General features: G+C 61.6%; 18 protein-coding genes. 10 read left to right on the forward strand and 8 right to left on the reverse strand.

Features of this window, described 5'->3' with window-relative positions; all coding sequences use genetic code 11:
- Window positions 1-15: 15 nt before the first annotated feature.
- From ACFOJ9_RS25500 to ACFOJ9_RS25520, 5 genes are all read left to right on the forward strand, one after another.
- Window positions 16-1,440 (forward strand): FAD-binding oxidoreductase, encoded by a 1,425-nt coding sequence (locus ACFOJ9_RS25500; protein WP_378988046.1) that lies wholly within the window; start codon window positions 16-18, stop codon window positions 1,438-1,440.
- Window positions 1,441-1,511: 71 nt separating this feature from the next.
- Window positions 1,512-3,482, forward strand: coding sequence for a DUF2817 domain-containing protein (locus ACFOJ9_RS25505; protein ID WP_378988049.1), 1,971 nt, complete (start codon window positions 1,512-1,514; stop codon window positions 3,480-3,482).
- 75 nt (window positions 3,483-3,557) lie between these two features.
- Window positions 3,558-4,355, forward strand: a complete 798-nt coding sequence (locus ACFOJ9_RS25510) for a transporter substrate-binding domain-containing protein (RefSeq protein ID WP_378982456.1) — start codon at window positions 3,558-3,560, stop codon at window positions 4,353-4,355.
- A gap of 76 nt (window positions 4,356-4,431) precedes the next feature.
- Window positions 4,432-5,139, forward strand: coding sequence for an ABC transporter permease (locus tag ACFOJ9_RS25515; protein WP_378982458.1), 708 nt, complete (start codon window positions 4,432-4,434; stop codon window positions 5,137-5,139).
- A gap of 4 nt (window positions 5,140-5,143) precedes the next feature.
- Window positions 5,144-5,875: an ABC transporter permease gene (locus ACFOJ9_RS25520; RefSeq protein ID WP_378988052.1), complete on the forward strand. Its 732-nt coding sequence runs from the start codon at window positions 5,144-5,146 to the stop codon at window positions 5,873-5,875.
- 435 nt (window positions 5,876-6,310) lie between these two features.
- Here the strand turns inward: ACFOJ9_RS25520 and fghA are convergent, their stop codons facing one another.
- The 6 genes from fghA to ACFOJ9_RS25550 all read right to left on the reverse strand — a co-directional run bounded on the left by fghA (window position 6,311) and on the right by ACFOJ9_RS25550 (window position 12,841).
- Window positions 6,311-7,156, reverse strand: a complete 846-nt coding sequence (gene fghA / locus ACFOJ9_RS25525) for an S-formylglutathione hydrolase (RefSeq protein WP_378988055.1) — start codon at window positions 7,154-7,156, stop codon at window positions 6,311-6,313.
- A 244-nt stretch (window positions 7,157-7,400) separates the two neighbouring features.
- Window positions 7,401-8,528 (reverse strand): S-(hydroxymethyl)glutathione dehydrogenase/class III alcohol dehydrogenase, encoded by a 1,128-nt coding sequence (locus tag ACFOJ9_RS25530; RefSeq protein WP_378982460.1) that lies wholly within the window; start codon window positions 8,526-8,528, stop codon window positions 7,401-7,403.
- Between the two features lie 56 nt (window positions 8,529-8,584).
- Window positions 8,585-9,235: a glutathione S-transferase family protein gene (locus ACFOJ9_RS25535; RefSeq protein WP_378982462.1), complete on the reverse strand. Its 651-nt coding sequence runs from the start codon at window positions 9,233-9,235 to the stop codon at window positions 8,585-8,587.
- A 9-nt stretch (window positions 9,236-9,244) separates the two neighbouring features.
- Window positions 9,245-11,011 carry a 2Fe-2S iron-sulfur cluster-binding protein gene (locus tag ACFOJ9_RS25540; RefSeq protein ID WP_378982464.1) on the reverse strand — a complete coding sequence of 589 codons (1,767 nt, stop codon included), beginning with the start codon at window positions 11,009-11,011 and terminating at the stop codon, window positions 9,245-9,247.
- Between the two features lie 22 nt (window positions 11,012-11,033).
- Entirely contained in the window at window positions 11,034-11,939 is a 906-nt protein-coding gene (locus ACFOJ9_RS25545) for an aromatic ring-hydroxylating dioxygenase subunit alpha (RefSeq protein ID WP_378982466.1), read from the reverse strand.
- A gap of 41 nt (window positions 11,940-11,980) precedes the next feature.
- A complete protein-coding gene (locus ACFOJ9_RS25550; RefSeq protein WP_378982468.1) occupies window positions 11,981-12,841 on the reverse strand; it encodes an aromatic ring-hydroxylating dioxygenase subunit alpha in 861 nt (286 codons plus the stop codon).
- A 248-nt stretch (window positions 12,842-13,089) separates the two neighbouring features.
- Here ACFOJ9_RS25550 and ACFOJ9_RS25555 point away from each other — a divergent pair, with 248 nt between their 5' ends.
- The 5 genes from ACFOJ9_RS25555 to ACFOJ9_RS25575 all read left to right on the forward strand — a co-directional run bounded on the left by ACFOJ9_RS25555 (window position 13,090) and on the right by ACFOJ9_RS25575 (window position 18,639).
- Window positions 13,090-13,929, forward strand: coding sequence for a GntR family transcriptional regulator (locus tag ACFOJ9_RS25555; protein WP_378982470.1), 840 nt, complete (start codon window positions 13,090-13,092; stop codon window positions 13,927-13,929).
- Window positions 13,926-15,020 carry a BMP family ABC transporter substrate-binding protein gene (locus ACFOJ9_RS25560; RefSeq protein ID WP_378982472.1) on the forward strand — a complete coding sequence of 365 codons (1,095 nt, stop codon included), beginning with the start codon at window positions 13,926-13,928 and terminating at the stop codon, window positions 15,018-15,020. Before ACFOJ9_RS25555 ends, ACFOJ9_RS25560 begins: the two co-directional genes overlap by 4 nt.
- A gap of 100 nt (window positions 15,021-15,120) precedes the next feature.
- Complete coding sequence (locus tag ACFOJ9_RS25565; protein WP_378982474.1) at window positions 15,121-16,668, forward strand: ABC transporter ATP-binding protein; 1,548 nt, start codon at window positions 15,121-15,123, stop codon at window positions 16,666-16,668.
- Between the two features lie 25 nt (window positions 16,669-16,693).
- Window positions 16,694-17,719: an ABC transporter permease gene (locus ACFOJ9_RS25570; RefSeq protein WP_378982476.1), complete on the forward strand. Its 1,026-nt coding sequence runs from the start codon at window positions 16,694-16,696 to the stop codon at window positions 17,717-17,719.
- Window positions 17,719-18,639, forward strand: a complete 921-nt coding sequence (locus ACFOJ9_RS25575) for an ABC transporter permease (RefSeq protein ID WP_378982478.1) — start codon at window positions 17,719-17,721, stop codon at window positions 18,637-18,639. Before ACFOJ9_RS25570 ends, ACFOJ9_RS25575 begins: the two co-directional genes overlap by 1 nt.
- A 12-nt stretch (window positions 18,640-18,651) precedes the next feature.
- Here the strand turns inward: ACFOJ9_RS25575 and ACFOJ9_RS25580 are convergent.
- A protein-coding gene (locus ACFOJ9_RS25580; protein ID WP_378977816.1) for an IS630 family transposase occupies window positions 18,652-19,595 on the reverse strand; the annotation gives its coding sequence in 2 pieces (ribosomal slippage) (window positions 18,652-19,260 and window positions 19,263-19,595; 942 coding nt in all).
- Between the two features lie 66 nt (window positions 19,596-19,661).
- Window positions 19,662-20,504 (reverse strand): hypothetical protein, encoded by an 843-nt coding sequence (locus ACFOJ9_RS25585; RefSeq protein WP_378988058.1) that lies wholly within the window; start codon window positions 20,502-20,504, stop codon window positions 19,662-19,664.
- Between the last annotated feature and the right edge of the window lie 416 nt (window positions 20,505-20,920).

Genomic DNA, 20,920 nt, shown 5'->3' on the forward strand with positions numbered 1-20,920 from the left:
GTTGGCGCCTCGAATGTGCGGATCGGTGATGATGCCGGGGCGATCGACCTTGGTTCGAACGGGACGGTTTGCGGCGCTGGCATCGTCGTTGCGCCTTCATCGACCGGCGAGGTCGTGGCGGTGGTACGCATCTGCCGCCAGAACGAGATTCCCATCGTGCCGCAAGGAGGGCGGACCGGCCTGGTTGACGGCAGCGTTTCGCGGCCAGGCGAGATCGTTCTTTCCCTGGAACGCATGAACCGCATCGAGCGGCTCGATCCGCTCGAACGCGTGGCCGTGGTCTGCGCCGGTGTCACCCTCGAAGCCCTGCAGGTGGCCGCTCTAGAACACGGGCTGGAGCCAGGCATCGACCTTGCCGCGCGCGGCTCGGCGACGATCGGCGGCATGGTGTCCACCAATGCGGGCGGGGTGATGGCCTTTCGCAACGGCGTGATGCGCCATCGTGTGCTTGGCCTGGAGGCCGTGCTGGCCGACGGATCGGTCTATTCCGATCTGACCCGGGTGGTGAAGAATTCCGCCGGCTACGATCTGAAGCATCTCTTCATCGGCGCCGAGGGCACGCTTGGCATCGTGACCCGCGTGGTCGTCAAGCTCGACCCTTCGCCGCGAGCCACCGCCACCGCGCTTTTCGGGCTGCCGTCTGTCGAAGCGGCTCTACAAACCATTCGCCTGGCACTTGAATCGGATGCCGGGCATCTGCGCGCGGCGGAGGCGATGTGGACCTCGTATTTCAGCCTGGCCGCCGCCGCGCATGGATGGTCCGAACCCGGCGTGCCGCTCAACCAGCCGCTGTTCCTGCTGCTGTCGCTTGGCGGCGCGCGCGAAGAGGCGCTGCGCGAGGATTTCGAGCGGATCTATTCGGAAGTGATGGAGCGCTATCCCGAAGCCACCGGCATCATTGCCGGCTCGCGCCGGCAAGAGGACGACCTGTTGCGGTTGCGCGAGGACACCGGCGTGCTCTATCGCGCCCATCCCCATGCGCCTTCCTTCGACGTATCGGTGCCTCTGTCGGAAATTCCGGCCTATCTCGACAGAATCCTGCCCGGGCTCGCCGCGATCGAACCGGGTCTGGCGCCCTATGTCTTCGGGCACCTGGCCGACGGGAACCTGCATATCATCCTCAACCGTCAGGGTCCGCTGGCGCCTGATGTGGCGGAGGCTGCTGAGGGCGTCCTGTATCAACAACTGCGGGAGATTGGCGGTTCCTTTTCCGCCGAGCACGGTGTTGGGTCCAAGCGCATCCATTCGCTGCTGGCGACGGCTGACCCGACGAAGCTCGCCGCGATGGAGCGGGTGAAACGAGCGCTGGACGATCAGTCGATCATGAACCCCGACAAGGTGCTTCCCTCTGACGCCTGGTTCGTCCGGTCCTCCAGGCCGCTCCTTTCCGACAATGAGCGCCGATTGCCACCTCAGAACGCGAGCGATCACAAACGATGAATAGCCCCACGGTGGAACGACAGGGAATGAACGGATTGACCGCAACCGCCAGCGGTCCAGTGGGATCGACCATGCGCCATGATGAGCCAGCACCAGCCTATGCCTGTGATTTCGCCACCCTGCGCCAGGGATTTCGCGAAGCCGCTGAGCGGGCGGGCGCGGAACTGTCGGAATATGTTCATCCGCTGAACGGCCCGGATGGCGAGACGCTGGCGACGGATGTGGCGCTGCTTGGCCGCCGTGATGCGCGCAAGCTGATCGTGCTCATCTCCGGCACGCATGGTGTCGAAGGCCCGTTCGGCTCGACCTGCCAGACCGCCTGGCTCGGCCAGAAGTACCTGCGGTGCCTGCCCGGCGACACAGCCATCCTCGCCATTCACCTCATCAATCCCTGGGGCACGGCATGGTCGCGGCGCGTCAACGAGGACAATGTCGACCTCAACCGCAACTTCATCGACTGGTCTTCGAGCACTCCGGTCAACAATGGCTATGCGGGCCTGCACGATGCCGTGGCCTATCGCGAATGGGAAGGGCCGGACCGCACAGCGGCCGACGAGAAGCTCGCCGTGGCGCGCAAGAGGCTTGGGCATGCCGGGCTGGCGGCGATCGTCGAGGCCGGCCAGTATGAGTTCGCCGACGGCATGTTCTACGGCGGTGGTGGCCCGGTCTGGTCGAACCGCACCTTGAACGAAATTCTGAAGACCTTTGCCGGCGCAGCACGCCATGTCATCGTCTTCGACCTGCATACCGGGGCAGGGCCTTACGGTTATCCGGCTCTGCTTTCGGTGGCGAGTTCCGAGCATGCCGGCCTTGCCTGGGGCAAATCCATCTTCGGGCCGGCGCTGGCAACAGTGCTGACCGGCCCGGGCGCCAGGACCGGTACCGGCATCGCGGCGACGGCGACCGGCTATGTCTCCGACGCCGTCCGCAGGGCAATGCCGAATGCGCGCGTGCTGCCGCTTGTCGTCGAGTGCGGCACGCTGGACGGGCCGGCTGTCATGGAAGTGGTCCAGGCCGACAACTGGCTGCATCTGTTCGGCAAGCTCGATTCGCCGCTGGGCAAGCGGATTCGGGACACGCTGCGCGCTGCCTTCTTTCCGGATGACCCGGACTGGCAACGCACCTGCCTTACCAGCAGCCTGCGCTATTTCGACCGTGCGCTGGCGGATCTACGGACTGTCGAGGTAACCCAGGACGCGGCCATCGGCAGCGAACAGACGCGGCCAACCGTTCCCGCCGTGGTGGCTGATCCGGCGCCCGCTGACGAGGCGAAGATCACCACGCCGGCCGTGCAGATCGACGAGCTTCACAAGAGCTTCGGCTCGCTTCTGGTGTTGAAGGGCGTCAACCTCACCGCCCATGCAGGCGAAGTCATTTCCATGATCGGCTCGTCGGGCTCGGGCAAGAGCACGTTCCTGCGCTGCATAAATCTTCTGGAACAGCCGGATGGCGGCAAGGTCGCCATCGACGGTGAGGTCATCAAGATGAAGCCGCTGTCGAACGGCCGTCTTGGGCCAGCCGATATGGCGCAGGTCGAACGCATCCGTGCCCGCGTCGGCATGGTGTTCCAGAACTTCAATCTGTGGCCGCACATGACGGTGGTGGAGAACATCATCGAAGCGCCCCGGCACGTCTTGAAGGAGCCCCGCGAGAAGGCCATCGAACATGCCCACGCCCTTTTGAAGAAGGTCGGGCTCGCCGACAAGCACGCCCATTATCCCGGCCAGTTGTCCGGTGGCCAGCAGCAACGGGCGGCGATCGCCCGCACGCTGGCGATGCGGCCCAAGGTCATCCTCTTCGACGAACCGACTTCGGCGCTCGATCCCGAACTGGTCGGCGAGGTGCTGCGGGTGATCCGTCAACTGGCGGAGGAAGGCAACACCATGATCCTCGTGACGCATGAGATGCAGTTCGCGCGCGAGGTCTCCCACAAGGTTCTGTTTCTCCACCAGGGAAAGGTGGAGGAAGAGGGTGCGCCAGCGGAGCTGTTCGGCAGCCCGCGCTCGGAGCGTCTGCGCCAATTCCTGGCACGGACACTGTGAGGGAAGCCCGCATTCTCGAAACGTCCGGTTCGCGCCGGACAACGGCAATGAAGACCAACAACAAGGGGAACTGATATGAAATTGAAAGTCTTGACGCTGCTCGCATGTCTCGCGGGAAGCATGGGAAGCGCATTGGCGGCCGAAGGCGAGTTGTCCATCGGAACGGAAGGCGCCTATCCGCCATGGAGCATGTCCGACGCCAATGGCAACGTCACCGGTTTCGACGCCGATGTGGGCGCTTTGCTGTGCACCAAACTCGCGGTGACGTGCCATTTCGTCGTGCAGGCGTTCGATGGGTTGATCCCGGCGCTGAAGGCCAAGCGCTTCGACGTCATCATCTCGGGCATGTCGATCACCGCCGATCGCAAGAAGGAGATCAATTTCAGCGTCGGCTATGCCGAACTGGCCAACATGTTCGTCGCGGCCAAGGGTTCTGATCTGGCCGCCATCACCGATGTCGACACGCTGCTGAAGTCGCTCGACGGCAAGAAGGTCGGCGTGCAGGCTGGCACCACCCACGCGCATTTCATCGAGAAGCGTGCGCCGAATGCCGACCTGAAAACCTACGACACGCTTGACCAGATGCAGATCGACCTGGCGAGCGGCCGTATCGACACGGCTTTCGCCGATCAATCCGCCTTGCAGGATTTTCTGGACAAGCCCGATGGCAAGAACTTCCAACTGGTCGGCGTTGAGATCAAGAGCACGTACGACCCGACGCTTGGCGAAGGCATCGGCGTCGGCATCGCGCAGGACAACACCGAACTCAAGGCCAAGATCGACAAGGCGCTTTGCGAGCTGATCGCGGACGGCTCGGTCGGCAAGGCAAGCCAGAAATGGTTCAAGACGGACATTTCCCGGCCCTGCAAATAACGCCTTGGAATCCTCGCATGCGCCCGGACCGCCGGGCGCATGCACTTCATTGGCACGACAGACTAGGGCAACGCAGATGGAATTCGGTCTCTGGCAGGTTTGGGAAGCGGGTTGGGTGACCGCCATCCTGCGTGGCGCATCGATAACGATCCTTGTGAGTCTCGTCAGCATGGCGGCCGGGCTGGTGATCGGCATTGTCTGCGGCTTGATCAAATGGGCCCGGATATTTCCGCTCTCGCTGCTCGTTGATGCCTATACCTCGCTGGTGCGCGGCGTACCCGAACTGCTCATCATCTACCTCCTGTTTTTCAGTTCGGTTGAATTCGTGACCAAGGTCGTGACCGCTTTCGGCTATGCCGGTGTCGCGGAGAGCGGCTATGCGTTCGTCATCGCGGTCATCGCCATCGGCGCGATCTCCGGCGCCTATTCGACCGAGGTCGTGCGCGGAGCCCTGGGGGCGATCCCCGATGGGCATATCGAGGCCGCTCGCGCGCTCGGGCTATCGGGCGGCCGGATCTTTCGCCGCATCATAGCGCCGCAGATGCTGCGCATCGCGGTTCCCGGCATCAACAATGTCTGGCAGACCACGATCAAGGACACGGCCCTGGTCTCGGTGGTCGGCCTTCAGGAGCTGATGCGCATTTCTTTCATTGGCGCCAATTCCACCCGCCACCCGTTCATCTTCTACCTGATCGCGGCTGTGGTTTATCTGGCCATTACGCTCGTCAGCCAAGCCGGGTTCGACGGCATCGAACGCCTACTCAGGGTGAGGACGAGAAAGTAGTATGATGGATCTCATCCAGCTAGCGGTTCCCGTCCTGCTCAAGGGCCTGTGGGTCACAGCGGCACTGACGTTCGTTTCGGTGCTGATCGGCTTCAATCTGGGCCTCGGCTTGGCGCTGATGCGGCTGTCGTCGAACCGCTTCCTGTCAGGCTTCGCCAAATATTATTCCAATGTCTTTCGCGGGACGCCACTGCTGGTGCAGATTTTCCTGTTCTATTACGGGCTTGGCCAGCTTTCCCTGATCAAGGATAACGCGGCTTTGTGGTGGGTGATCAGCGACGGCGCGCGCTGCGCCGTCCTGGCGCTTGCGCTGAACACGGCTGCCTACACGTCCGAAATTCTGCGCGGCGGATTGATGTCGGTTCCGGTTGGTCTCGTCGAAGCGGCCCAGGCGTGCGGCATGTCGCGCATACTGCGGTTCCGGCGCATCGAGTTTCCGCTCGCCATCCGCCAGGCGCTGCCGGCCTATGGCAATGAGCTCATCCTCGTCGTCAAGGGGACTAGCCTTGCCTCGACGATCACGGTGCTCGAAATAACCGGCTATGCCAAACGGCTCATGAGCCAGACCTTCGCCATCTTCGAGATCTTTGCAATTGCCGGTGTGCTCTATCTGGTGATCAATCTGATGTTGATCGCGATCATCCGCTCCACCGAGCGTTTTCTCATGCGCCACGAGACCTCCTCTGGCCGACATTTGACCGCGCCGCAACCAAATCGATCTACCATGATTTCGTGACGCCCCTACTCAGATAGGTGATCTGAAAACCGGCTGTCCGCTCCAGCACAACCTCGAACTAAACTTCGCTGTCGGCGACGGCCGCTTCCAGGCGGCGGCTACGGGGTCCTGGACGGCCGAGATCAGGCGCAAAGCCGCCATCGCTGCGGTGCCCATCTTTGTTCTGGAGTGGTGGGAAAATGGCGCGCCCGAAGAGATTCGAACTCCTGACCCCCAGATTCGTAGTTAGAGAGCCTCGCTTCGCTCAGCCGCAGCAGCGAAGCCGAAACTGGCAGTTCAGTGTGTGGGGTGAAAGGCGGTAGCGCGCTCCCGCTACCAAGCTTCGTTAAGATATTGAAATATCTAAATAATCTGTGCTTAGCGGTGGCGCTTCCGATTGAAATTTATCAATAATTTCAATGCGGCGGGGTCCGCGCACATCGCTCGGATCTCGGCTTATGCAAGCCGTTCCGCATGCCGTTTCAGATGGTCGTCCATGAATGTCGAAATGAAGAAATACGAGTGGTCGTAGCCGTCCTGCATTCGCAGCGTCAGCGGAATGCCGGCCTTGGCGCAGGCCGCTTCCAGAAGCCAGGGCCTCAGCCCATCGTTGAGAAATCCATCCGACATACCCTGATCGATGAAAAATTCCGGAAAACGGTGCCCATCCTCGATAAGCGAGGTGGTGTCGTAGCGCCGCCACGAGGCCTCGTCGTTGCCGAGATATTTTTCGAAAGCAGGCCTCGACCAGCCGGCGGTGGCTGGCTGCACGATCGGCGCAAACGCCGAGCAGCTTTTGAAGCGTTCTGGATTTCTCAGCGCAATCGTCAGCGCGCCGTGGCCACCCATCGAGTGACCAAAGATCGCTTGACGCCTCATGTCGGCCGGAAATTCCTGTGCGATCAGAGCCGGCAGTTCCACGGTGATGTAGGAATACATCCGATAGTTCTTCACGTAAGGCTCTTGCGTCGCATCGACGTAGAAGCCGGCGCCACTGCCGAATTGCCAATTGTCCTTTTCATCGGGAATATCGGCGCCGCGGGGACTGGTGTCGGGACAGACGACGATCAGGCCAAGCTCCGCGGCCATCCGCCTGTACTCGCCCTTGTCCATCACATTGGCATGGGTGCAGGTGAGGCCAGAGAGGTACCATACCACCGGGCAAGGGGTTTCCCGGGCCTGCGGCGGCACGAAAACGGCAAAATTCATGTCGCAGGCGCAGGCATCCGAAGCGTGGGAATAGACGCCCTGCATGCCACCATGCGACCTGACGGCGGAGATGATCTTCATCGACTCTGACATGTGGTTCTTCTCCGCCAATTTCAAAACGCCAATCACGGTCGCTGTGTCTACGGCATCGGTCGGGATCGCGGCAACCTTGGTGGATTGGACCATGATCCCGATTCTACGAGATGGCCCAGGCTCTGATCGACCGGCGGCGCGGGCATTCCGGAATGCCTGTTGCGCCGCCGGTCTTACGCCGATGCTGGGGAAGCCGGTATTTTGGGAACACAGAGCTTTCAGCGCGGCGTATGGCTCAAACCGATCAGTAAACCACGACGCTGCGAATGCTCTCACCGGCATGCATGAGATCAAAACCCTTGTTGATGTCCTCGAGCTTCAGCGTGTGGGTGATCATCGGGTCGATCTGGATCTTGCCGTCCATGTACCAGTCGACGATCTTCGGCACATCGGTGCGGCCGCGTGCGCCGCCGAAAGCGGTGCCCATCCAGGTCCGCCCGGTGACCAGCTGGAACGGCCTGGTCGAGATCTCCTGGCCAGCACCCGCAACGCCGATGACGACCGACTTGCCCCAGCCGCGATGCGAGGCTTCCAGCGCCTGACGCATCACCTTGGTGCTGCCGGTGCAGTCGAATGTGTAGTCGGCGCCGCCGATCTGGTCGGCGCCGCGCTTGGTCATGTTGACGAGGTGGGGCACGACATCACCGTCGATCTCCTTCGGATTGACGAAATGCGTCATGCCAAACTTCTCGCCCCAGCCCTTCTTGTCGTTGTTCAAATCGACGCCGATGATCATGTCGGCGCCGGCAAGCTTCAGACCCTGGATGACGTTGAGGCCAATGCCGCCGAGGCCGAAGACGACCGCAGTGGCGCCTTGCTCGACCTTGGCGGTGTTGATGACAGCACCGATGCCGGTGGTGACGCCGCAGCCGATGTAGCAGATCTTGTCGAAGGGCGCGTCCGGATTGACCTTGGCCAGCGCGATCTCGGGCAAGACCGTGAAATTGGAGAAGGTCGAGCAGCCCATATAGTGAAAGATCTTGTCCTTGCCGATCGAGAAGCGCGACGAACCATCCGGCATCAGGCCCTGGCCCTGCGTCGCGCGGATCGCCGTGCACAGATTGGTCTTGCGCGACAGGCAAGACGGGCACTGCCGGCATTCCGGCGTATAGAGCGGGATGACGTGATCACCCTTCTTGACCGAGGTGACGCCCTTGCCGATATCGACGACGACGCCGGCGCCTTCATGGCCGAGGATGGCCGGAAACAGGCCTTCGGGATCGGCGCCAGACAGCGTGAATTCGTCGGTGTGGCAGATGCCGGTCGCCTTGATCTCGACCAGCACCTCGCCCTCGCGCGGACCGTCGAGCTCGACCTCCATGATCTCCAGCGGCTTTCCGGAGGCGACAGCGACTGCGGCGCGGGTTTTCATCTTTTCTCTCCCAATGAGTGTTCTGCCGAGCCGTAACTCAGGCTCTTTCTGATCAACTATGCGGCGACCTTGGTGGGGCCGGCGGGGAACACGCCCGACATGACGGTAAAGCCCTTGATGCGCTTGATCCGATCGCACCAGCGCCGGATGGCCGGATAGTCCTGACGCGGGACACCGCCCTCCTCCGACAGGATGATGTATGGAAAGCAGGCGACGTCGGCGATGGTCGGATGACCGGCCGAACAAATCCAGTCTCGGCCTTGCTGTTCGCCGAACCACAGTTGTTCGTCGAGGATGCGGAACAACCGGTGCGCGCCGGCGCGGGCGGCGTCGATGTCGAAATCGTAGAACAGAGCGTCATGCAAGCGGGCGGCCGACGCAGTCGAAGTGATCCCGTCGGCGAAGGCCAACCATTGGCTGATCTCGCCGAGTAGAGCCGGGTTGTCCCTGGGATACCACGTGCCTGATGGATCGTATTTCGCCGCGAGATAGACAAGGATCGCCTGCGCGTCGCGCAGCACCAGTCCGTCATCATCGAGTACCGGCAGTTGCCCGAGCGGATTGAGCCTCAGGAACCATTCGGATTTGTGTTCGCGGCCCGGGTAGAAGTCGACAGGCACCGTCTTGTAGTCGATGCCGAGAAAGCTCATCAGCAGGCGCAATTTGTAGCAATTGCCGGACAGTTCGTAGTCATAAAGGGTGATCATCGGCAGCTCCTAGATGTCCAGCACGAGGCGTGCCGATTTGGCGCGCGAGACACAGGTCATGATCTTGGTCCCCGCTTTTTTCTCGGCATCGTTCAAATAGACGTCCTGATGGTCCGGCTCGCCTTCGATCACGGTCGCCACGCAAGTGCCGCAGGCACCCTGCTCGCAGGATGACGGCACATCGATGCCATTCTCGCGCATCACCTGCATGATGGTCTTGCCAGCAGGCACCTTGAGCGTGACGCAGGAACGCGCGAGGGCCACTTCGAAGCTCGAACTGTCGTCGATCTTGTTGGTGTTCTTGAAATACTCGAAATGCACGGAAGCGTCCGGCCAGTCCTGCTCTGCCGCGATCTTGCGGGCAGCCTCCAGCATCGGGCCGGGCCCACAGATGTAGACATGCATGCCGTTCCGGTATGGGGAAAGCAGTTCGCGCAATTTCGCGCCTGTCTGTTCGGGCGTCAGGCCAAGGTGCGGCACCAGTGAGCCGCCGAGTTGCCGCAAGCGATCGGAAAAGGCGAGATGCTCCTCTCCTTGCGCGAAATAGTGCAATTCGTGCGCCAGATCCTGGTTCTTCAGCGCCTGCGCCATGGCCAGCAGCGGCGTGATGCCGATGCCGCCGGCGACGAACAGCGTCTTGATCGCGTCGCGGCGAAGCGGAAAATTGTTGCGCGGCTCGGAGATCGCCAGCACGTCGCCTTCACGCACGGTCTCGTGCATGCATTTCGAACCGCCCTTCGAATCCCGCTCCAGCTTGACGCCGATGGTAAAGCTGTCGGTCTCGCCAGGGCCGTTGGTGATCGAATATTGCCGCACCTCGCCATTGGGCATATGGACATCGATATGGGCCCCCGGCTGGAATGTGGGCAGAAGGCCTTTGATCGGGCGAAGCTCGAACCCGGCTATGCCGTCGGCTGCCTGCCATTTCCGTGCCACCGTGACGCGCAGCGCCGCCTTGCGGCCATGCGTCGTCAGTTCCGGCATTTCGGCGAGTTCGGCTGACACTTTTTCGTAGACAGGTTCGATGGGCGTAGGCGAAGGTACATTTGCCGCTTCGCGCTCGACCTGGTCGCGCAACTTGGAAAGCCGTTCATTGTGGTGTCGCAGTATGTCGATGCGCGCGGCTCCTTCGGCACCCTGATCGAGCACGCCGCGGATCACCGAACGGTTGGAATCAACCGGCTGGACAAAGAAGACGCCATGCGTCTGCGCATCGCCGTCGCGCGAGCAGAGCGCCACGGCAAAATCCTGGGCCGCGTCGATGAGGATTTCGGCGCCCTCACCATCGATCGCCCCATTGGGTTGAAAGCGATAGGCTTTCAGCCTTTCGACGACCTTGTCGGCCGGCGCATTGACCGGAATTCCACGCAAGGCGAGCAGCTTGCCTTCGGCAAGTCCAACGACATCAGGCAGTTCGCCGCGCGGCTCTTCCGAGGACCAAACCAGCCCATAGCGTTCCACCGCCGGAAAGGTGCGGTTGGTGATGGTGCGGGCCGGCGCGTCGGCCGGGTGCGCGGGGATATAGGTGCAGCCGGCAGTGCGGTTCGAATAGCGCCAGCCGTGATACTGGCACTTCAGTTCGCGCCCGTCATTGATGCCGATCGAGAGCCTGACACCGCGATGCAGGCAACGGTTCTCCCAGATATTGACGTAGCCGTCATCGGCCCGCCAGACAGCAAATTCCCGACCAAGCAGCTGGCCATGGAAGACGTGGCGGTAAGGCAAATCATAGGCAGCGGCGATTGGATGCCACCGGCTTCTGGCTTCTTGCAACATTCGTCGTCTCCAAAAAATAGTGTCAGGCCGCAACCGGGATGACGCCGTAGGTCACGCCCTTCTGGCTAAGCCAACGCCGGTAGGCGATGGCCGATTTGTCGGCCCGGATCGGTGTTTCGGCGCGCGGGTCCAGCGGAAGGCGCTTCGGCACCTGGTTCTCGAGGATCGGCTTGTCCTGTCCGAAGATCGTCTGCTGAAAGCGCTTGATGATCTTGTCTTCATTGTCTTCATCGAGCACGCAAAGCAGCATGTGGGCGCGCACATGCTCCTGATCGACCGGCTGCAGGAAGACGGCGATGACATCGCGCCGGGTTTCGTCGACCGGGCTCGATTTGTAGAGCACCGAGCAATAGGGATGCGGCACGCGGTAGATATAGTCCACGTCGGCGCCACCATCCGAAGCGGTCGAAGCCATCGGCTGGAAGAAGCGGCAACGCGTGGCCAGGATCTCGTCGCGGTCGACGGATATCTCGACGTCGTATTCTTTGACCTCGGTATGCGGTTCAACGCCGAGGATATCGGTGTGCACGTAGGGAAAGTGGCCCATGTCGAGAAAGTTCTCGATGGCGCGCGGTGCCGAGACGTTGACGCCAAACGTTGCCGCGTTGAGCTTGCGGCGGTCGGGCTCTTCATATTCGGGGATCGGAAACAGCTCGGCCGGTGGCGAACCGAGCGAGGTCCAGACATAGCCATAGGCGCTCTTGGCCGGCAGCGCTTCATGGATCGAGGCCGGGTCGATCCGGTCTCCGGATCGCAGGTCGGGCCGGGATCTCCACACTCCGATGGCGCCGGTCGCGCCAATTGCGAAACTGACCTGCTCCCCGAGCAGGGTCGTCTCCACCACACTGTTTGGCGTCATCTCGGCAATGGCGCCGATCGGATGCCAGAGATTGAGGATGACCGGGTCCGAACATCTCGTCTGTATCATTTTCATGTCCTTCGAAGGAGCCAAGGCCGACATCGATCCTGTCAGGCCTGAACCGGAATGGCGCCGTAAGTTATTGCCTGATCACGCAACCAACGCCGGTAGGAAACAGAGACGGCGTCGGCGCGGATCGGTGTTTCGGCCCGCGGGTCCAACGGCAATCGTCGCGGCACCTGGTTTTCCAGGATCGGCTTGTCCTGGGCGAAGATCAGCTGCATGAAGCTGCGCACCGTCGCCGCGTCAATGTCGTCCTTGAGATAGCAAAGAAAGGGATGCGCAATGCAGTTGTCCTCATCGACCGGCTGCACGAACAGGGTGATGACGTCGAGCCGGTCCTTCTTTACGGGATTGCTCTTGTAGAGGGCCACCGTGTAGGGCCTGATCACCTTGTATATGTAGTCGACGACAAAGCCTTCCTTGGCGGTGGGCGAGGCAAGCGGCTGATAGAATTTGCATTCGGTCGCCAGCAGTTCGTCCTTGTCGGTGATCTCGACCCTGTAGGGCACCACCTCGGTATGCGGCTCGTCGCCCAGCAGGCTGGTATGCACGAAGGGAAAGTGTCCCATGTCGAGGAAATTCTCCACGGCGCGCAAGCCCGACACCTTGACCGCGATCGAGCCGCCGGTGACCAGATGCCGGTCCGCCTCATTCGATTCCGGAATGTAGATGATGTCCCGCCAAGGCTTGCCAAGGCACGCCCAGACGAAGCCGTAGCGCTCTGCCGAATTGACCTGTTCGCCAGTGTCCTGGCGAACGATCTCCTTGTTATAGCGTCCCTTGCAGGCGATCGAGAGAGCGACCCCCAACAAGCGTGTCGTGACCGGAGCACCGGCGGAAAGCATCGAGCAATCCGCAACAATATGCCAGTCGTTCAGAAGAACCCCGTCGCTGCAAGGGCTGGTCATCGCAATCGTCCTCCCTGGCCGGCTCTTCACATCGAACCCGGCTTGGTCAGCACCGCCATTGCAAACACAAGATTGGATATCAATCAATGCATTTTTTGTAGCCAATGAATGTTTTTTGGTTGACAGATTGAAAGGATTGCATCCCATATATGCCAACCGCAACCTGGGATATGGGGCGCTGGAATGACGCCGATCATCGGCAGTGACATTGCGAAAAGCGCGTGGAAATCCAGGCGGAGCGCCGTCTCGTGAGCAGCCGTTCCCAGTCTATCGCCGACACGCTGACGCGCGCCATCATTGATCATCGTCTGGTTCCCGGTTGCAAGCTCGGCGAACGCGAGCTCGCTGAAATATTCGACGTCAGCCGCATCGTCGTCCGCCAGGCGCTGATACGGCTCGCCGATGACGGGCTGGCGCAGATCGAGCGTAATCGCGGTGCCTTTGTCGCCAAGCCAAGCATGCAGGAGGCAATGGAGATCTACGATGCCCTGACGCTTGTCGAACAGGGCGTGGCGGCACAGCTGAGCGATCGGCTGGGCCCGGCCGGCTGGGCCGAACTGCGCCACCATGTCGAGCGGCAACGACAAGCCGTTGCAGCCGGCAACCATGCCCTGGCCGACGTGCTCGGCCAGGAGTTCCACACGGTGTTCGTGCGCCTCAGCCGCAACAAGGTGATGCAGGAAATCCATGCCCAGCTCGTGCGCCGCACGACGCTGTTGCGCTCGCTTATCACCGCCGATTTCGACTATTGCAATCTGCTCGACGACCATTCACGTGTCGTCGACCTCCTGGAAAAAGGCCGCCTCAAACAAGCTATGGATCTCATCGACACCCATCACCGCTCGGTGGTGCGCGGCTACATCATGGACCGCGAGGTGTTCCCGGAAATGACGCCCGCCGAAGCCCTCGCCCCCTATCTCGATGGTGCAGCCGACGCAGCCACAACGGCGGTTCCGCTCAGAAAGATGGCGAAGTCGCCAGGCAATGGCGACGCGGCGACGCATCTACACGTCCATCTTCCAAAAACAGACCCGGCATCCGCAAGCCGGGCATCAACAAAAAAAGCCAACAGAGGGTTACCATCATGAACGACGTAACAAGACGGGATTTCCTGAAATACAGCGGGGCGCTCGGCGCAGCACTTGGCGCGGGGGGATTGAGCACGGTCGCGCAAGCGCAGGAGGTGCTGAAAATCGGCGCCGTCTATGTCTCGCCGGTGGCTGAAATCGGCTGGACCAAGCAGCACAGCCTCGGCGTCGACGCCATCAAGGCCGCATTCGGCGACAAGGTCGAGCTTACCGTCATCGACAACATCTTCATGCCGCAGGACGCCGAACGGATTTTTCGCGAACTGGCCAGCGCCGGCAACAAGCTGATCTTCGGCACCAGCTTTTCGCACGGAACGCCCATGCAGAAAGTGGCGCCGCGGTTCCCCAAGGTGGCTTTCGAACATTGCTCCGGCATCGTCCACCTCGCCAATCTGGGCACCTTTGAAGCCAAATATTACGAGGGCACTTTCGTCGCCGGCGCGGCCGGCGGCTACATGTCGAAATCAGGCAAGATCGGCTTCATCGGCGGCTTCCCGATCCCTGATATCGTCGGCCCGGCCAATGCGCTGCTGCTCGGTGCGCAAAGCGTCAACCCGAACGCCACCTGCAATGCAATCTTCCTGAATTCCTGGTTCGATCCGGGCAAGGAAAAGGAAGCCGCCAAAACGCTGCTTTCACAAGGCTGCGACGTCATCTGCTCGATGACGGACACGGCAACCGGTGTCCAGGTCGCCGGCGAAGGCGGCGCGTGGTCGATCGGCTATGCCAGCGACATGGCGAAGTTCGGTTCGGGCAAGCAGTTGACGGCATTCGTCCTCGACTGGACCAGCGACTATGTCGGCGCTGCCAAGGCCGTTGCCGCAGGCACCTGGAAGCCGGAAGTGCGGTGGGACGGACTGGCGGCAGGCGTAGTCAAAATGGCGCCCTACAATGACGGCATTCCGGCCGACGCCAAGGCCAAGCTCAAGCAGCTCGAGGCCGACATCGGCAGCGGCAAGGTGCGTCCCTACGGCGGCGAATTGAAGGACCAGGGCGGAACCGTCAAGGTCGCCGCCGGTTCGGTTCTGGCCGACGACGACATTCGCGGCATGAACTGGTTCGTGAAGGGGATGATCGGCAAGCTGAGCTGATTATCCGTCAACGAGCCGCGTGGCGCCGAAGCTGAAATGCTTCGGCGCTTGCCAGCTTGCGCCTAGTCCAACCCCGCTTCACGCCACGGCAGGACCCGCCATGCATCCGCGTCTAGAACTGCGCAATATTTGCAAACGCTATCCGGGCGTCGTCGCCAATGACGACGTTTCGTTGTCGATCCAACCCGGCGAAATCCACGCTGTCCTCGGCGAGAACGGCGCCGGCAAATCCACCCTGATGAAGATCATCTATGGCGCGGCGCAAGCCGACTCCGGCGAAATCTATAGCGATGGCAATGCGATCGCCGCTCACAACCCTGCGGTTTCCCGCGCGCTCGGCATCGAGATGGTCTACCAGCACTTCGCGCTGTTTGAATCCGTGTCGGTGGTCGAGAACATTGCCCTGTCGACAAGCAGCGCCTTTCACCTTCCCACACTTGCCGAAAAGATCCGCGACCTCTCCATGCGCTACGGCATGCCGATCGATCCGCTTCGCCAGGTGCACGACCTGTCGGTTGGCGAGCGCCAGCGCGTGGAGATCGTGCGCTGCCTGCTGCAGGCGCCGAAACTCTTGATTCTCGACGAACCGACTTCCGTGCTGACACCACAGGCAGTGGTCAAGTTGTTCGAGACGCTGCAGCAGCTCGCTGCCGAAGGCTGCAGCATCGTCTATATCAGCCACAAGCTCGACGAGGTGCAGGAGCTCTGCGACACCGCCACCGTGCTGCGTAACGGCAAGGTTACCGGCACCGCCCGTCCGAAAGAGACGACATCACTGGAGCTTGCCCGCATGATGGTCGGTTCCAAGCTGCCTGAAATGCATCTCAGCCCGCCAAGCCCGAGCGCCAAGCCGGTGCTTGAGGTCAACAATCTTTCGGTCCAGGCTCGGGACCATTTCGGCGTCGACCTGAAGGACGTGTCGTTCAATGTGCATGGCGGGGAAATCGTCGGGCTGGCGGGCGTCTCCGGAAACGGCCAGGCCGAGCTGATCGCCTTGCTCAGTGGCGAACGCACCCACGAACGCGGCGACGCGATCAGGATTTGCGGCACCGACGCCGCCCGCCTGCGTCCGAACGAACGCCGCAAGCTCGGCGTTGCCTTTGTCCCCGAAGAGCGGCTCGGGCGCGGCGCGGTGCCATCGCACACGCTGTGGGAAAACGCCGTTCTGACCGCGCACCGCTTCGGCACGGTGCGCAACGGACTGGTCGATCGCCCCAAAGCCAAGGCTTTCGCCACTGGCATTATCGACAGGTTCAAGGTCAAGGCCAACGGCGCGCAGGCGATCGCGCAAAGCCTGTCGGGCGGCAACCTGCAGAAATTCATCGTCGGGCGCGAGATCGCGCTCAAGCCAAAGCTGTTCCTGGTCTCGCAGCCGACCTGGGGGGTCGATGTCGGGGCATCCGCCTTCATCCGGCAGACCATCATCGATCTCAGCCGTGCCGGGGCAGCGGTCCTTGTCGTCTCCGAGGAACTCGACGAGCTGTTCGAGATCTGTGACCGGCTGCTGGTGATCTGCCAGGGCAAGGTGTCGGCGCCACTCGTCCGCACGACAACCGACCGCGAGGAAATCGGACTTCTGATGACCGGCCGGGGCATGAGCGAGGACACATTGGCGAACAGAGGTGGCGACGTTGTACTTCAGGATTGAACAGAGGCCGGAGCCTTCCGCCCCGATGCGTGTCGCCGCACCGGTTCTGGCGACAATTTTGACGGTCGTCGTCGGCTCGATTTTCTTCGCCTCGCTCGGACATGATCCGCTGGCCACGCTCCATGCGTTCTTCGTCGAGCCGCTCAGTTCGATGAACGGGCTGTCGGAATGGCTGCTCAAGGCCTCACCGCTGATCCTCATCGCTTGCGGGCTGGCGGTCGGCTTTCGCGCCAATGTCTGGAACATCGGCGCCGAGGGCCAGTTCACGATGGGCGCCATCGCCGCCAGCGGCGTCGGGCTGTTCTGGCCCGATCCGGAGAGCGTGCTGCTGTTGCCCCTGATGTTCGTGGCCGGCATGGGCGCCGGCATGGCATGGGCGGCAATCCCGGCCTTTCTGCGCGCCCGCATGAATACCAACGAAATCCTCGTCACCCTGATGATGACCTATATCGCTACGCTGTTCCTGTCCTATCTCGTGCATGGACCGTGGCGCGATCCGGCCGGATTCAACTATCCGCAGACCGCCCTCCTGCCTGCCGCCGCGCTGCTCCAATCCTTTGATCCGGCGTACCGGCTCAATTCGTCGATCTTTATCACTGTCGTCGCCGTCATCGCCATGTGGCTGTTCACCGACCGCAGCTTCCTCGGCTACAAGATGTCGGTGAGCGGCGCGGCCCCCCTAGCCGCGCGGTATGCGGGATTCCGCGAGTCGGCGGCGGTCTGGATCGGCCTGCTGGCAGGCGGAGCGGCAGCCGGCATCGCCGGCATGGCGGAAGCGGCCGGACCGCTCGGCCAGCTCTCGCCGCAAATATCGCCGGGTTATGGTTTCGCGGCCATCATCGTCGCCTTCATCGGACGGCTGAACGCCTTTGGCATCGTGCTCGGCGGGTTGCTGATGTCGCTGCTCTTTCTCGGCGGCGAAGGCGTGCAGATGACGCTTGGCCTGCCCTCGGCACTGACACGGATTTTCCAGGGCATCCTACTGTTCTTCCTGCTCGCCGCCGACTTCTTCATCTTCTACCGCGTTCGCCTGGTCCGGGAGAAAGCCTGATGGATCTGTTCATTGCCATCTTCACCGGCACCGTCATTGCTGCGACGCCCTTGATCTTCGCCGCACTCGGCGAACTCGTGGTCGAAAAATCAGGCGTTCTCAATCTCGGCATCGAAGGCATGATGCTGATGGGGGCCGCCCTTGCGTTCTGGGCGGTCACCGCGGGCTATTCCATGCCTGTCGCGATCATGGCCGGCGCGCTGGCGGGTGCTGCCACATCGCTGCTGTTCGGCGTTCTGGCGCTGACCTTCCTGACCAACCAATACGCCGCCGGCCTGGCGCTCGCGATCTTCGGGTCAGGTGTTTCGGCTTTTCTCGGACGCGGCTTCGGCAGCGAGCCGATCGAGGCGCTGCGTGGCATCGACATCCCCATCCTGTCCGACGCGCCGCTAATCGGCCCGATGCTGTTCCGCTTCGACCCGATGGTTTACCTGGCCTTGCTGATGTTCGCAGCCATCAGTTGGTTTCTCTACCGGACCAAGGCCGGGCTCATTTTGCGCACGATCGGCGAGTCACCGCAGACGTCGCATGCGATCGGTTACCCGGTGATCAAGATTCGCTACATGGCCGTGCTGTTCGGCGGGCTGATGGCGGGACTGGCGGGCGCCTATCTGTCGGTCGCCTACACGCCACTGTGGGTCGAGAACATGACCGCCGGCAAGGGCTGGATAGCACTTGCGCTGGTGGTGTTCGCCACATGGCGGCCGCTGCGCATCCTGCTTGGCGCCTGGCTGTTCGGCGGCATGACGATCCTGCAGTTGCAAGGACAGGCGCTGGGGCTGGAAGTGCCGTCAGAACTGCTTTCGGCCCTGCCCTATCTGGCGACAATCATCGTGCTAGTCCTCATCTCGCGAAACCGTCAGATGCTTGCGCTGCATTTTCCGGCTTCGCTTGCAAAACCATTCCGCCCGGCGAGCTAGAGCGGGATGAGATTAGTTTCGGTCATAGCCGGAGTTTTCGAAGTAGTGTGAGCACTCTGCCGGTGTGACGCGATTGAGGGTTTGGCCGATCGCGTCGCAGACGGCTTCGACGGTTCGGCTTGCGGCCTTTCTCAGCCAGTGCTTGAGCTTTGAAAAGAGCTGCTCGATCGGATTGAGGTCGGGCGAGTATTTCGGCAGGAAGAAGAGCCTTGCGCCGGCGGCGCGTATGGCGCGGCGCACCGCCTTGCCTTTGTGCGAGCCGAGATTGTCCATGATGACTATATCCCCCGGCTGGAGGGTCGGCGCGAGAACCTTCTCGACATAGAGGAGGAACCTCTCGCCGTTGATCGGCCCATCGATCAGCCAAGGCGCATCGACGCGATCGTGGCGCAGCGCGGCCAGGAAGGTCATGGTCTTCCAGTGGCCGTGCGGCACTTTGGCCTTGATGCGCTGGCCCACCGGCGCCCAGCCCCTGAGCGGCGACATGTTGGTCTTGGTCCAGGTCTCGTCAATGAAGACCAGTCGCGTGGGATCGATCCGGCCCCGATACTTCGTCCACTGCAGCCGCCGTCGCGCGACATCGGGACGATCCTGTTCGGCGGCGATCAGCGTCTTTTTTTGTGAGTGAGCTTCTCGGCATGCACGAACTCCCATACCGAACGGTAGTCGACCTTCAGACCACGCTCACCAAGCTCGGCCACAAGGCCGCGCAAGGTGAAGTCCCCGTCGTGACAGCGCTCGATCAGCCAGTCGCGCCACGCTCCCGAGAGTTTCTTCGGTTTGTAGCCGCCCACCTGGCGAGGCGCGGCACTGCCAGTCTCTTCAACACGCTTAAGCCACGCAATGGCCGCGCTATAGCTGACGCCAAATCGAGCCGCCGCGGCGCGCCGCGAGAGCCCTTCCGTCTTAACCGCGGCGACAACCCGCTCGCGAAGGTCCATCGAATATCCTGCCATCCATACTGGCCTCCTCCAGTATGAAGGTTGAATCAGAACAAAGGTGATTTGGGAATCCCACGACTCTTACAAATCCCATCCCGCTCTAGGGATTACTCCCTGTTGTAAGGCACGCCGAGCGCGACCGGCTGATGCGTGCGCGACCGCAGACCGGCCAGCAGCACCAGCGATGCCACATAGGGCAGCACCAGGAATATCTGATGGGGGACGGGAATCCCCACGACCTGGGCATGGATGCCCAACGCCTCCAGAAACGCGAAGATGAAGATCGCACCGACAACCCGGAACGGCATCCAGTTGCCGGCGATGATAGCGACGACGACCAGCCAGCCTCGCCCGGCAATAAGGTCGGGAACGAACTTGTCTGAATAGCCGAGCATCAGGAACGCGCCGCCGAAGCCGGACATCATGCTGCCGAACATGATCGCGAGCGCGGAATGTCGCTTCATCCATGCGGAAGACCAGGCCGTCACCGACGACATGGCCATTCTCGTCGCACCACGGCGCATAGTAGATCTGACCGACTTGCAGCTTCTTCATGTCACGCGGGATGAGCGTGTCCATCAGCTTCTCGGCATCGGGGCCGGCGATGACATATTTGGACAATGGCGACATGTCGCCCATGGCAACCCTGGTTCGGATTGCCGCCAGTTCCTCGACCATATCGGAATAGGAATCGACGACCATGTTTCGGTCCCAGCGCATCCACAATGCGTTCTGGTTCAACGGCGCCGTACGCTCAACGAAAGGCGTGCCGCGAAAAGCGACCCTGGCATCGGCTACCGTGCTCAAGCCCGTCGTGAATTTGATGTCATCCATTGCAAGTCTCCTCCCGGTCGCAAGGCACTTCGCCGCGACATTCAACAACGGGTGAGGACTGGCGCATCCCGCGCCAGGGAAAGGAGCCATCGAAGAGCAGACCGCAGAATGGCATCCTACAAGCAGGTACCAGGTCACTCAGATGGCTCTTGCCTCATCCGTATCTTGGCTGAGACTTTCACTTCACAGGGGTTTTCGGAATGCCCCCGGTTGCCGACGAGATACCGGCAGTTCAACCTGAATATTTGAAGCTGTTATTTAAGCATTCGTTCAACGCACCTGCGCACTTTTATCACGAAGCTACTCAGTGTTTAGCCAATGTCGTGGGCTCCGTTCGGGCCAATGTCCGCTTCCAGGAAGTGAGTTCCTGCGGATAGAGATGGCAGTCCGTTTCCTTTCACGCCCTTTGCGCAACAAGGAGCCTGCCGGGCGAAAACGACGAGCTGAGGCACCTTCGTGAAATACACCCAGCCGATGCTACAAGCGACGCAAAGCCTACGAGCCCG

Origin of the sequence: Mesorhizobium cantuariense (assembly GCF_042647205.1) — a bacterium.
In the GTDB taxonomy this organism is placed as follows: domain Bacteria; phylum Pseudomonadota; class Alphaproteobacteria; order Rhizobiales; family Rhizobiaceae; genus Mesorhizobium; species Mesorhizobium cantuariense.